The sequence below is a fragment of the Massilia sp. Mn16-1_5 genome (assembly GCF_004798585.1).
Classification (GTDB): domain Bacteria; phylum Pseudomonadota; class Gammaproteobacteria; order Burkholderiales; family Burkholderiaceae_D; genus Telluria.
Window position 1 is genome coordinate 59,245 of record NZ_PPXQ01000006.1, and the last position, 13,213, is coordinate 72,457.

The following is a 13,213-nucleotide window of genomic DNA, read 5'->3' on the forward strand; positions in this document are numbered from 1 at the left end:
GGCGTTTAATCCACCGTCGCGCCGCTGTCCTTCGCCACCTTCGACCACTTGGTCGATTCGGCGTGCACGAACTTGGTGAAGTTTTCAGGCGTATCGGCCAGCATTTCCGAGCCCGTCTCGGCACGCACCTTGGCGAATTCCGGCGACTTGATGAACTTGACAGTCTCGGCATTGATCTTGTCGATCACGGCCTTTGGCGTCTTGGCCGGCGCGAACAGGCCGTACCAGGCGTAGGACTCGAGCTGAGGAATACCCAGTTCGGCGAAGGTCGGCACATCCGGCAGCAGCGGCGAACGCTTGGCGCTGGTGATGGCGATCGGCTTCACTTTGCCGCTCTTAATGTGCGGCATGATGGCGATGGTGCTGTCGAACATGATCGGGATATGGCCGCCCAGCAGGTCGGAAATCGCCGGCGCCGAACCCTTGTACGGGACGTGCACCATGTCGAGCTTCTGGACGCTGTTGAACAGTTCGCCGGTCAGGTGCTGCGGGGTGCCGTTACCCGAGGAGCCGAACGAGAACGAACCCTTCTTCGACTGGATGTAGGCCATCAGTTCCTTCAGGTTCTTGGCCGGCACGTTCGGATTCGCCACCAGCACCAGCGGCACGCGCAGCAGGTTGCTGATCGGGGTCAGGTCCTTCAGCGGATCGAAGGTCATGCCTTTGTAGACGCTCGGATTGATGACGATCGGCGCGCTCGAGGTGATCAGCAGGGTGTTGCCGTCGGCTGCGGCGCGGGTCACGGCCGCGGTACCGATGTTGCCGCCGCCGCCGGCGCGGTTATCGATGACGAAGGATTTGCCGAGCGTCTCGGTCATGTGCTTGGCCCATGGGCGCGCAGCGATGTCGGACGGGCCGCCCGGCGGCCATGGCACGACGACCGTGACCGTCTTGTCCGGCCAGTTCTGGGCCATGGCGCTCAGCGATACGACCGAGGCAGCGAAAGCGAGGGCGAGCGATTTGGTGAATAGCTTCATATCCGACATCCTTTGGTTGATTGTCCATCTGACCAGCAGATTTTACACGAACCAACACCCACACAGAATACCGCTACTGTTCCCCGGTCACGCGATTCGTTGCCTCAAAGCCAGCGCTTCGGGTATCTTCTTGTTTTGCCTGTAAGACAATTTCATTCAGTAATGTAATTAACCGGGCCCGGCGCACCTGCAGCCGCGGCCATGCCAGGGGAAGAAGTAGATGAACGAGTTAGTCAGCAGCATCAACGGTATTATCTGGAGTCCGGCCCTGATCGCCCTGTGCCTGGGCGTGGGCCTGTATTTTTCGCTGCGCTCGCGCTTCCTGCAGGTGCGCCACGCGAAGGAAATGATTCGCCTGATGTTCGAGGGTAAGAGCTCGGCCCAGGGCGTCTCGTCCTTCCAGGCCCTGAGCATGACCCTGGCCGGCCGCGTCGGCACCGGCAACATCGCCGGCGTCGCCACCGCCATCACCTTCGGTGGCCCGGGCGCCGTGTTCTGGATGTGGGCCGTGGCCTTCCTTGGCGCCAGCTCGGCTTTCGTCGAATCCACGCTGGGCCAGGTCTACAAGGAACAGATCAACAAGGAATACCGTGGCGGCCCGGCCTTCTACATCGAGAAGGGCCTGGGCATGAAGTGGTACGCGCTGACCTTTGCGTTTGCCACCGTGCTCGCCACCGGCCTGCTGCTGCCGGGCGTGCAGGCCAATTCGATCGCCGAAGGCCTGCAGACGGCCATGGGCATCGACCGCACCGTCACCGCCGTCGGCCTGGCCCTGGTGCTGGCCTTCATCATCTTCGGCGGCGTCAAGCGCATCGCCAACTTCGCCGAGGTGGTCGTGCCCTTCATGGCGCTCGGCTACATCCTGGTGGCTGTCTTCATCATCCTGCTGAACATCGAGCGCCTGCCGGAAGTCATGTCGCTGATCTTCCGCTCCGCCTTCGGCATGGACGCCGGCTTCGGCGCCATCCTCGGCCTCGCCATCCAGTGGGGCGTGAAGCGCGGCGTGTATTCGAACGAAGCGGGGCAGGGCACCGGCCCGCACGCATCGAGCGCCGCCGAAGTGAGCCACCCGGCCAAGCAGGGCCTGGTGCAGGGCTTCTCGGTCTACATCGACACCCTGTTCGTCTGCTCGGCCACCGCCTTCATGCTGCTCATCACCGGCCAGTACAACGTCGAGGGACCTGACGGCAAGGCCATGTTCACTGGCGTGCAGGGCGTGGCCAGCGGCCCGGGCTACGTGCAGACGGCGCTGGAAAACGTGATGCCGGGCTTCGGCGCGATCTTTGTCGCGGTGGCGCTGCTGTTCTTCGCCTTCACCACCATCGTCGCCTACTACTACATCGCCGAGACCAACATCTCCTACATCGATCGCCACGCGAAATACCCGTGGCTGAAGTTCCTGCTCAAGGCCGCCATCATCGGCGCCACCGTCTACGGCACCGTCAAGACCGCGGACCTGGCCTGGGCCCTGGGCGATATCGGCGTCGGCCTGATGGCCTGGCTGAACCTGGTCGCGATCGTCCTGCTGCGTAACGTGGCGTTTAAATGCCTGCGCGATTACGAGGCCCAGAAGGCGCAAGGCAAGGATCCGCAGTTCGATCCGGTGGCGCTGGGAATCAAGAATGCGGATTACTGGGAGCGACGCGTGGCCGGCATGGACGGGACGAAGCCGGACGAGCGCGAGAAAGTAGTCGCCTGATCGGACAAACGGCAGCTTCGGCTGCCGTTGTCGTATCGGCCGTATCAGGACCGGGCAACCTGCGCCAGGATCGCCGTCAGCTGGTCCATGTCGGCCGGCTTGACCAGGTGGTGCGCAAAGCCGGCCGCGAGCGACTGGCGGCGGTCGCTTTCGTGGCCGTAGCCGGTGATGGCGATTAGGACCGCATCGCGTGACTCCGGCTGGGCGCGCAGGCGCTGGGCCAGTTCGTTGCCGTCCATGTCGGGCAGGCCGATGTCGAGGATGCAGGCGTCGAAGCGCTCCTGGCGTGCGCGCGCCAGGGCGGCATGCGAGTCGTGCTCGACGCCGACCCGGTGTCCCAGGCTTTCCAGCACGAGGGCCAGCATCGCCGCGGCGTCGGCATTGTCGTCGACCACCAGCAGGTGCAGCGCCTGGCCCGCCGGCGCGGCGGCCGCAGCGCCGCCACTGGAACGGACGGGAGCAGTGTCGGCCAGGCGCGGCAGGCTGACGCAAAAGCGGCTGCCCTGTCCGGGTCCGGCACTGTCGCAGCTGACACTGCCGCCATGCAGCTCGACCAGGCTCCTGACCAGCGCGAGGCCCAGCCCCAGGCCGCCGGCGGAGCGGTCCGAACTGCGTTCCGCCTGCGCGAACAGCTCGAACACATGTGCCGTCAGGTCGGGCGTCATGCCGATGCCGTCGTCGGCGATCTCGATCGTCACGCGCTCGTTCCGGATCCCGGAACGCAACGTGATCGTGCCGCCTTCCGGCGTGTACTTGGCGGCGTTGTTCAGGATGTTGGTGACCACCTGCACCAGCCGCTTCTTGTCGCCCATGACCCGCGTCGTGTCGGGCGCCATGAAGGTCTGCAGCCGGTGGCGCCGGGCCTGGATCAGCGGGGCCACCTGCTCGATCGCATCCTGCACCACATGGCGCATGTCGAGCGGCTCATTGTCCAGCTCGACCAGGCCGCGCGTGACCCGCGAGACGTCGAGCAGGTCGTCGATCAGGTGAGTCATGTGAGCGACCTGGCGTCCGATGATCTGGCTGGTGTGGCGCACCCGGCCCTCGTCGAGCCTGCCCATGCTGAGCAGCTGCGCCGCCGCGCCGATCGGCGCCAGGGGATTCCTCAGTTCATGCGCCAGCATGGCGAGGAATTCGTCCTTGCGGCGGTCAGCGTCGCGCAGGCCGGCCTGCGCGCGGGCGCTGTCGACGGCAAACCAGGTGCGGTCGACCATGTCCTCGGCCATGGCCAGCTGCTCGTCCGTCCAGTGGTGGACCGCGTCGTCGTGCACGCTCAGCACTGCACGCAGACGGCCGTCCTTCATCAGCGGGATCGCCAGCACCGCGCGGATACCCAGGGCGGAATAGTTCGCGATATGGGGCAGGGCGGCCGATTCGCGCAGGACGTCGTCGATGACGAGATTGCGGCCGGCGCGCAGGATCTGCACCACCGCCACGCCGAAGTCGTCGAGCGTCAGGGACATGCCGGCCAGCGAGGCCATGCTGCCGTCGGTCCAGTCGCGCTTCAGCGAGAGGGTGGCACCGCTATCGTCGGCTTCGGCGTACGCCACGCGCCTGGCGCCGAGACGGACGCCGAGCAGCTCGCAGGCCACCGCCGTCACCTCTTCCGGATCGAGCAGGGGACGGATGCGGTCGGCCAGCGCCAGCTGGAAGGCGTGGCGTCGCTCCGCCACTTCGAGCGCCATCTTGACCGTCTTTTCCTCGTGGATGTCGGTCGAGGTGCCGAACCAGCGCTCGATCCTGCCCTCGCCGTTCAGGAAGGGTTCGGCCCGGACCAGGAACCAGCGATACTCGCCCGTTTTCGAACGGATGCGGTGCTCGACATGGAAGGCGTGATGGTGTTCGTAGGCCTGCGCCCAGGCCGTCATGGTGATGCCCTGGTCGTCGGGATGAACGAACTGGTTGGCGACATCGGCCGGCGTCGAAGAGGCGATCGGAACGCCGGTGTAGTCGTCCCATTGGCGGTTGAAGTAGACTGCCTCGCCCGAGGCCATGACGATCCAGATGATCTGCGGGACCGAGTCGGCCATCAGGCGGAAGTTACGCTCGCTCTCGCGCAATGCCTGCTGTGTCGCCACCTGTGCGCTGACGTCGCGAAAATAGAAGGACAGGCCGGCCGCGGTGGGCGCGATCCGCACTTCGTACCATTTGTGATGCTCGGGATAGTAGGCGGTCACCTCGGCCGTGGCATGTTCGCGCATGGCTTCGCGGTAGACGGGCTCGAAGGTGCTGCCGGCCAGGCCGGGAAACATCTCCCAGATCGACTTGCCGGCCGCTTCATGGCGCATGACGCCGAGCAGACGCTCGGCGCGCTGGTTCAGGTACACGAATTGCCAGTCGGCGTTCACCGAAAAAAAGCCGTCCGAAATGCTTTCCAGGATGGCCGCCGCTTCGTCCGCCAACTGCTGCGGGGTGCCATTACTGACGTACATGCGCATTCCTTTCGGCGTTTTCCTGATTTCCCGATTATAAATGGATGAAGGTTCGGCCGTTCCTAGCGCGGCCGGAACATGCGGAACAGCTGCTCCGGTCCGATCGAAAAATAATCCGCAGGCCCGCCGCCGCGCAGGATGTGGCCGGCGCCGGCCGTATCGTAGATGCCGTCCCTGAGCAGGGCTTCGTCAATGTGCACGCCCACGACTTCGCCCAAGGTCAGCCAGGTCGGCACCGCCTCGCCGCCGGCGCCCTGCAGCTGGATGATCTGCGTGACGCGGCATTCGAAGGAGACCGGGCTCTCGGCCACGCGCGGCGGTTTGACCAGGCGCGAGGGCGCGGTGCCGAGTCCGGCCAGCGCGAACTCATCGACTTCCGGCGCGGCCGCCGTGCAGCTGAGGTTCATCGCTTCCGCCAGGGACCGGGTCGCGAGGTTCCAGACGAATTCTCCGGTGGCCCGCACGTTGTGCAGCGTGTCCTTTTCGCCGATGCTGGCAAAGCCGACGATGGGCGGGACGTAGTTGAACGCGTTGAAGAAACTGTAGGGCGCCAGGTTCGGCACCCCGTCCAGGCTCAGGGACGAGATCCAGCCGATCGGGCGCGGTCCGACGATCGCATTGAAGGGATCGTGCGGAAGGCCATGGCCGTTCTTCGGTTCGTAGAAATGGGTCGACATGGGCTGGATTATGCGATTGAAAACATGAAGGATAACAGCGCAAGGCGAGGGCTGCTCTGCCGTCAAGGCCCCGGCGTCGCCGCCAAGCGTGCGCACCGGTCACGCCCGGCGTTTCATACTGTTTGCCTCCGACGACGCGCAAAGGATTAGCCATGTCACCAATCAATCTGGACGAACTCGAAAGCGCAGCCATGGCGGTCGAGGACGGCGGCGGCACGGTCACCGCCCTGGTGTCGCGCGAAACAGGGATGATCCACGTCCTGAACGACGAGTACGTGGACGAGGAGGCGCCGGCGCCCTCGGCATCCGGCGGCAACGAGGATTATGCGCGCGTTCCGCCTGCGGGCACGCTGGGCATCGGAGACGGGTTGGTGCTGCGCTTTGCCGCCACCCACCTGGCCGGCGAGCAGGACACTGTGCGCGACCTGTTCCGTGACCGGAACACCGATGGCTTCGCCCGCTTGCTGGAAGAGCATGGGGCGGGCGAGGCTTGGGAACGGTTTCACGAGGAGGCAACCCGGACCGCCCTGCGGCACTGGTGTGAAGAGAACGGCTTGCAATTGGCCGGGTGAAGGTTGGACCTGAACTTCGCTTTCTAGAAGTCGTAACGCAGCCCGACGGCAAGCGCGCGGCCGCCAGCCATGCGGGCGTCGATGTCGGCCAGGCCGCCCCGGCGCGCGGTGAGGGCGGCGGTATCGGCTTCACGATAGAGCTCGGCAAATAGCGTGTGCCGGTCCGAGAGCGCGTAGTCGATGCCGGCATGCACGATGTTACCGCCGTAGTTGTCCAGTCTCGCCAGCATCAGCTTGAACGTGCTTTTTCCCAATACATAGCTGCCGAACAGATTGATGGCGCGGTTGCCGTCGCTCGAAAAACTGCCGGGATGGCGGTTTTTCGTATCGAATATCTCATATTTGAGCGCCAGGTACAGCTTGTCGATCTTGTGGCTGGCGGAGAAGCCATAGATCCGGTTGCGCCCGCAGCCGGCATCGCCGCGGTCGTCGATGCCGGCGGCAATGCGGGTGTCGCCAAGCGTGTAGCTGGCAACGGCCTGCCAGCGGCGCGCGTCGATGCGCGAAGTCGAGCTCAGGTTGGCGCGGCTGCCCGCATACGCCGCGCCCACGGAAAAGCCGTTCAGGTCCGGGCTGGCATAGGCCAGGGTACGGGCGACCCGGAACACGGTATAGGTCGCAAAGCCGCTGTAATACGTGCTGAACATGTCCACCGGTGCGGCGACCGCGTTGTAGTAGGGCATCCACTGTTGGCCATAGCTCAGCGAGCCGAAGCCGCCGCGCAGGCCGATGCGGGCAATCCGGATGTTTTCCCGCTGGTCGTAGGGATCGCGCAGCCTGAGGTTGACGGAATCAAAGGGCAGTTCGAGCTGGCCGTCGAGAGCCAATGTCGCGTTCAGGGGATAGTCGAACTTGACGCCAAGCCGCGAATAGGCGTCGCGCAGGGAGGTATAGGCGCCCGTTTGTTCGCGCTTATCCGGACGCACCGATTCCAGTTGCGTGCGCAGCGAACCGTAGAAATCGATGCCCAGGCTGTCCTGAGCGCTTGCGTGGTGAGAATAGATGCCGGCCGAGAGGGCAAGCGCAATGCTTGCCGAAGTGATGCGGGAAATCGTCATGTCTTTGTAAAAGGAGTGCCGGGAGGGCGGAGAAGCAGCGCGTCGATCGTCGTCGGATAGGGCGAAAATGGCGTCAGTTCGAGCACGAGTTCGCGCACGCCGTCCCACACGATCTGCACGCCGAGGCAGAGCAGGATGAAGGCCGTCAGGCGCAGAAACACCGCCGTGCCGGCGTCGCCAATCAGGCGCAGGAAGTGCTCGCCATAGCGGAAAGCGAGATAGAGCAGGACGCCGATGACAGCCAGCGCCAGCAGGGCGGCCCCCATTCGGGCCAGCGAGATCATCAGCTCCACGTCGTGCAATGCGACGCCCACCGTGATGGCGACGGAAATCGAGGCCGGCCCGCAGCTGATGGGAAAGGTGAGCGGATAAAAAGCCTGCCGATACGCTTGGTCCGGCGTAAAGGCCTCGGCCAGGGCGGTCCGGCTGTCGTGGTTGGCCGGTGTTGCGCCGAGCAGGCGCCACGCCACGGACGCCAGGATCAGCCCGCCGCCGACGCGCACGATCGGCAAGGAAATGCCGAAGAAATCCAGCACGTAGGACCCGATGAGCATCGAGCCCGCCATGAGCCAGAACATGTTGCGCGCGATACGGCGCGCCAGCAAGGTGCGAGTGGCGGGCGAGGCGCCTTCGGTCATGCTCAGGAAAATTGGTGCGGTCGCGGCCGGATTAAGAATGGGTAACATTGTCACCAGCACGAACAGGAAGCTTTTGGCGGCCGCCACCATCAGGTCGACTGTCATGGCAAACCGGACTGCATAGGGAACTGGCGACTGTCGCGGGCAGGGCCGGGACAAGCGGCGCGGCCGGAGATGAACTGCATTGCTGACTTTCCTGGGAGACGGGAGCCATCCGGAAACAGGATGGCCGGGCCTGGGCGGGCAGGCCGGATAAATGCGTACTCTACATGAAGAGCCGGATCGATGGTCACACGAATGGGCGGCGCCAAAGACAAACGGGGCGCTTGCGCGCCCCGTCGTTCATCCTGCCAGCTTCAGCAAGCCCACATCAGAACTTGTGCCACAGGCGGGCAAAATATGCCGCGCCGTTCAGCCCGAACTGTACGCTCTCGTACTTGAAGCCGTTGTCGGTCTCGTTCGGATCCTGCGCGGTCGGCTTCACGTTGAAGATGTTGCTGCCGCCCACCGTCAGCTTGGTCTTGTCGCTGAACGACCAGGTGAAGGAGAGGTCGGCCGAGGTCTTCGCTTCGTAGTGCGCGTTCGGGACCGGCGGGCCCGAGAAGGTGCCGAGGGTCTGCGGGCCGAAGTGGATGATGCGGAAGTCGGTGCCGAGCTTGCCCTGGGTGTACTCGAAGCCGAGGGTCGCCTTGCGGCGCGGGCCGCCCTGTTCGATGAACAGGCGCTCGCGCTCGGACAGCAGCACGTCCTCGAAACCGGCCAGCGCGCTTGGCGCGTGCACGCCCGTCACTTCGGTCTTGCTGAAGTTCAGCGCGAGGAAGGTGTTGAGGCGACCAGCGGCCAGCGGCATGCGGTGCGAAGCCGTGATATCGAGGCCCTTGGTTTCGGTGTCGACCGAGTTGACGAAGAACTGGGCCTGGCCCACGCCCAGGGACTGCAGGGTTGCGCCCAGCGCCGGGTAGTTGTCGGCGTCGAAGCGGCCCGACAGCACGATGCGGTCGTCGATGTCGATGCGGTACAGGTCGGCGGTGAGCGAGGTCGATTGCGACGGCGTCCAGGTCGCGCCAAGAGTCGCGCTCTTCGACTTCTCTTCCTTCAGGGCCGGGATGCCGGCGGCATTGGCGACGGCGCCGCCGTTCGGCGCCAGCACCACGTCGAGCGGCTGGCCGTTGACGAAGTCGGTGAAGGTCGAGGAGAAGTAGACCTGCTGCAGCGACGGCGCGCGGAAGCCGGTGCTCACGGAGCCGCGCAGCAGGACGTCGCCGCCCAGCTTGAAGGCGGCGGCGAGCTTGCCGTCGGTGGTCGAGCCGAAGTCCGAGAAGCGCTCGTGGCGCAGCGCGGCCTGCAGTTTCAGGCGGTCGGTGACGTCGGTCTCGAGGTCGATGTAGGCGGCCGTGCTGTGGCGGCTGCGGTTGGTCGCGTCGCCCGGCTGGAAGCCCGGGAAGCCCTGGCTGCCGGCATTGCCGCCGTTGCCGACGCCGTCGGCGTCGATGTAGGAGCCCGGTTCGCCGGCGAAGATCTTGTAGTTCTCCTTGCGGTATTCGAAGCCGAAGGCCGCGTTCAGGCCCTGGAACACGCCGGGATAGAAGCGGCTGAAGTCGGCGTTGGTGGTCAGCTGGCGGAACGAGAAACCGCCGGCGCCGAAGGAGTTCGCGCTCACGCCGCGGCCGCCGCGCTCGAGGTCGAGGTTGGCGATCGAGGCGTTCAGGGTATTCGCGATCGTGTAGTCGAGGCGGTTGTAGCCGTAGGTCTGCGAGAAGTCCGCATTCCACTCGCCGAACTTCAGGCGGTAGCCGAGGGTGCCGTAGCGGTCGTCGAGGTCGCCGTTGATGAAGGGGACGAAGCCGTTCGGGTACATCGCGGCCGAGTTGCGCGACGGGATGTCGTCGGAACCGACGCCGCCGCGCGCGAAGGCGGCCGAGGAGGCGTCGCGGCGTTGCACGCCGAGCGTCGTGTACAGGCGGCCGGCGCCCAGGGGCATGTCGCCATTGATATAAACCGTTTGGTTCTCGGTCTTGCTGTCGCCGATGATGCGCGGATTGTCCGCTTCGGCGCGGTTCGAGCGGTCGCGGTGCAGGTATTCGGTGGTGATGCCGAAGCTGCCGCCGCCGAGCGCGACGCCGCAGTAGGCCGAGGCCAGGAAGTTCTCGCCGTCGCCCGCCGAATACTGGCCGTAGCCGGCCACGGCTTCGCAGCCCAGGCTCTTCTTGAGTTCGATGTTCATCACGCCGGCGATCGCATCCGACCCGTACTGGGCGGCGGCGCCGTCGCGCAGCACCTGCACGTTGCGGATCGCCAGCAGCGGGATCGCATTCATGTCGGTGCCGGTATTGCCGCGGTTGCGCGCGCCGAACAGGTTGACCAGGGCCGTCGTGTGGCGGCGCTTGCCGTTCACCAGCACCAGGGTCTGGTCCGAGCCGAGGCCGCGCAGGGCCGCCGAGTCGATCAGGTCGGCGCCGTCGGCGCCGCTCTGGCGGGTCGAGTTGAACGAGGGCGAGATATTCGTCAGGGTCTGGGCCAGGTCGAACTGGCTGCCCTGTTCGGCCAGGCGCGTCATCGGAATGATGTCGACCGGGACCGGGGTGTCGGTGCTCGATGCGGCGCCGGTGCGGCGGGTGCCGACCACGTGCACGCTTTGCACGGCGTCCGCCTGGGCGGCGTCAGGGCTAGCGGTCTGGGCGAAGGCCGCAGGGGCCAGCGTCAGGGCGGCGCTGCCGTACAGGGCCAGCAGCACGGCGCGGCGCAATTGTTTTTGTTTGAGCACGCAACTTCTCCAAAGGTCAAATTTGCATGCTAATCAATATTTACGGACTCAACCACTGGATGTGTCACAAACGCAACGATTGCACCGAATTGGTGCGTTTCACGGCGCCTGAACGCCGTGTTTGTGACACGGATCAATCGAGGGAGATTCCTTTGGCCTTGATCACCTTGCCCCACTTTTCGCGCTCCGATTTGGCGTAGGCCGCCATCTCTTCCGGGCTGCCAGGAATCGCTTCCAGGCCGAGGGTCTGGAAACGCTCCTTGACGGCTGCGGTCCCGACGGCCTGCACCAGGGCCTTGTTCAGCGCCTGCACGGTCGCGGCCGGGGTCCTGGCCGGCGCCACCATGCCTTGCCAGGCATAGGCTTCGAAGCCGGCCAATCCCTGTTCGGCCAGGGTCGGGATGTTGTCGAACTGCTGCACACGCTTCAGGCTGGCCACGCCGATGGCGCGCAGCTTGCCGGCGCGGATGTGCGAACCGCCGGCCGCGGTGTCGACGAACATGAAGGGCACCTGGCCGCCGATCACGTCCTGCACCGCCGGCGCAGCGCCCTTGTACGGGGCGTGCAGCAGCTTCAGCTTGGCGACGTCGGAAAACAGTTCCGTGGCGAGGTGGTGCGGGCTGCCGGCGCCCGGGCTGGCGTAGGCCGGCGCATTGCCTTGCGCCTTGGCCCAGGCGATGAACTCCTGCAGGTTCTTCGCCGGCACCTGGGGATTGACGACCAGGATCATCGGGAAGCGCGCGATCAGGCCGACCGGCGCGAAATCCTGCTCCGCGCTGTAGCCCGGCTTGGTGTACAAGAACTGGTTGGTCGAGAGCGTCGCCGTGTCGGCGGTGAGCACGACGTGGCCGTCGGCTTTGGCCTTGGCCGCGTAGGCCGCGCCGATGTTGGTGCCCGCGCCCGGCTTGTTGTTGATGACGATAGGCTGGCCGAGGGTCTTGGTCATTTCGGAAGCGATCACGCGCGCCACGACGTCCGAGCCGCCGCCGGCGGCATAGGGCACGACCCATTCGACGGGGCCGGTCGGGAAGGCGAAGGCGAGCAGGGGAGCGGACAAGGCGAGGGCGCCGATGCAGCGGCGGGCGAGTGTCGAAAGGGTCATGCGGTCTCCATATGCGTTATGTTTGTATTAATTTAACACGCCTCGACGTGCCCGCCGACCAGCACGGTGTCGCCGTCCAGCCGCGTGCGGATCACGCAATCATGTCCGACGGCGCGGCCCTGGCGCAGCGTCAGGCCATGCCCGAGCGCGACCGTCAGCGCGCCGGCCGCGACGCCGGTCGCGCCGTCTTCCAGCAGCGGATCGAGGTGGTTGAAATTGCGGCCTTCGAATTCCTGCCCGCGGCGGCACCAGGCGTAGCAGCCGCTGACGCCGTGCTCGCGACCCCAGGCGGCGATCGCTTCGAGGTCGGGCGCCAGCGCATACAGCGTCTCCACGTCTGCCACCTCCAGCAGCAGCTTGGGACTGCCGACCGAGGCGAGGCGTGGCGCGCCGGCCAGGGCTAGCTGCGGCGCCGCCAGCAGGCCCCTGGCCAGGGCCTCGTCGGCGGCCACCTGCGGCGCTTCCTGCCGCGCCAATCCGACGAATACCGTCTCGCCCTCGCGCGACAGGCTCAGGCGCTGGCCGCGCATCGCCGTGCTCACGGTCAGGGGCGCGGCATCGCCATGGCGTGCAAACAGTACCTGGGCGGCCGCCAGCGTCGCATGCAGGCACAGCGGACTGCGCATGTGGGGATAGACGAAGTCGAGCGTGGCAACCGCGCCGGCCTCGTTTGTCGCATCGATGAACACGTAAGTGAGCGCCCGCTCACGCGCCAGCCGGGTGCGCTGCGCCGGGTCAGGTGGACCATCCTCGACGGCGAGGGCGGGATTGCCGCCGCCGTGGGCAGCGCCGAAGCAGGTGAAGAGCTGTGTATTCATGTGGCTGAGCAATCGATGGAGGTTCGAGTCTGCCACAGCCGGGCGCTTCCCGCACGGGCCGGACTGCCGCGAAAAGAAGCTGCTATACTGGACCCGTCCCGTCCAACGACACCTTTATGCTGCGACGAGCTTTCGTCATTTTCCTGATCCTGCTGTTCCCCCTGAACGTCTTCGCGCTGTCCATGTCCGTCGCATCGGACCGGCACGCCGCTGCGGTGGAGCAGGTCATGCCGGCGGCCCTTGCCGATGCCGGCATTGATGTCGATCAGCCCTCGCTGGGTGAGCTCGATCCGGACGAACCTCCGTCCGGCATGGATTACCACGATTCCGTGTCCGGGGAAGGGCAGCCGGCGCCGCCGCTGCCGCCCGAAGGACCAGTCCCCCCGCACGTGCCGCTAAGGCATGGTCTCGCGCCTTTCCCCCCCATAAAGCCGCCTCCCGTCCGCTGACCCGCGGCCGCGCCGCGCGCATTCCTT

General features: G+C 65.8%; 11 protein-coding genes. 3 read left to right on the forward strand and 8 right to left on the reverse strand.

All coding sequences use genetic code 11. From position 1 onward, the window contains the following. Positions 1 to 5 precede the first annotated feature (5 nt). A complete protein-coding gene (locus C2862_RS08585) occupies positions 6 to 977 on the reverse strand; it encodes a tripartite tricarboxylate transporter substrate binding protein (protein ID WP_136219709.1) in 972 nt (323 codons plus the stop codon). 220 nt (positions 978 to 1,197) lie between these two features. On the opposite strand from C2862_RS08585, the gene C2862_RS08590 reads away from it, so the two are divergent. Continuing rightward, positions 1,198 to 2,676: a sodium:alanine symporter family protein gene (locus C2862_RS08590; protein WP_136219710.1), complete on the forward strand. Its 1,479-nt coding sequence runs from the start codon at positions 1,198 to 1,200 to the stop codon at positions 2,674 to 2,676. A 44-nt stretch (positions 2,677 to 2,720) separates the two neighbouring features. On the opposite strand, the gene C2862_RS08595 is transcribed toward C2862_RS08590, so the two are convergent. Then, positions 2,721 to 5,108 (reverse strand): ATP-binding protein, encoded by a 2,388-nt coding sequence (locus C2862_RS08595; protein ID WP_168710029.1) that lies wholly within the window; start codon positions 5,106 to 5,108, stop codon positions 2,721 to 2,723. A gap of 62 nt (positions 5,109 to 5,170) precedes the next feature. Continuing rightward, positions 5,171 to 5,785 carry a flavin reductase family protein gene (locus C2862_RS08600; protein ID WP_136219712.1) on the reverse strand — a complete coding sequence of 205 codons (615 nt, stop codon included), beginning with the start codon at positions 5,783 to 5,785 and terminating at the stop codon, positions 5,171 to 5,173. Positions 5,786 to 5,937: 152 nt separating this feature from the next. Here C2862_RS08600 and C2862_RS08605 point away from each other — a divergent pair, with 152 nt between their 5' ends. After that, on the forward strand, positions 5,938 to 6,357 hold the full coding sequence (locus C2862_RS08605; protein ID WP_136219713.1) for a hypothetical protein: 420 nt from the start codon (positions 5,938 to 5,940) through the stop codon (positions 6,355 to 6,357). A gap of 23 nt (positions 6,358 to 6,380) precedes the next feature. Here C2862_RS08605 and C2862_RS08610 read toward each other — a convergent pair whose 3' ends face one another. From C2862_RS08610 to C2862_RS08630, 5 genes are all read right to left on the reverse strand, one after another. Beyond that, a complete protein-coding gene (locus C2862_RS08610) occupies positions 6,381 to 7,415 on the reverse strand; it encodes a porin (RefSeq protein ID WP_136219714.1) in 1,035 nt (344 codons plus the stop codon). Continuing rightward, positions 7,412 to 8,158, reverse strand: a complete 747-nt coding sequence (locus tag C2862_RS08615) for a MarC family protein (RefSeq protein WP_136219715.1) — start codon at positions 8,156 to 8,158, stop codon at positions 7,412 to 7,414. The genes C2862_RS08610 and C2862_RS08615 overlap by 4 nt, the downstream gene beginning before the upstream one ends. Positions 8,159 to 8,423: 265 nt before the next feature. Beyond that, a complete protein-coding gene (locus C2862_RS08620) occupies positions 8,424 to 10,817 on the reverse strand; it encodes a TonB-dependent siderophore receptor (protein ID WP_136219716.1) in 2,394 nt (797 codons plus the stop codon). A gap of 133 nt (positions 10,818 to 10,950) precedes the next feature. After that, a complete protein-coding gene (locus C2862_RS08625; protein ID WP_136219717.1) occupies positions 10,951 to 11,919 on the reverse strand; it encodes a tripartite tricarboxylate transporter substrate binding protein in 969 nt (322 codons plus the stop codon). Between the two features lie 32 nt (positions 11,920 to 11,951). Beyond that, positions 11,952 to 12,737, reverse strand: coding sequence for a PhzF family phenazine biosynthesis protein (locus C2862_RS08630; RefSeq protein WP_136219718.1), 786 nt, complete (start codon positions 12,735 to 12,737; stop codon positions 11,952 to 11,954). A 116-nt stretch (positions 12,738 to 12,853) separates the two neighbouring features. Here C2862_RS08630 and C2862_RS08635 point away from each other — a divergent pair, with 116 nt between their 5' ends. Continuing rightward, complete coding sequence (locus C2862_RS08635) at positions 12,854 to 13,186, forward strand: hypothetical protein (protein ID WP_136219719.1); 333 nt, start codon at positions 12,854 to 12,856, stop codon at positions 13,184 to 13,186. Positions 13,187 to 13,213: the final 27 nt, after the last annotated feature.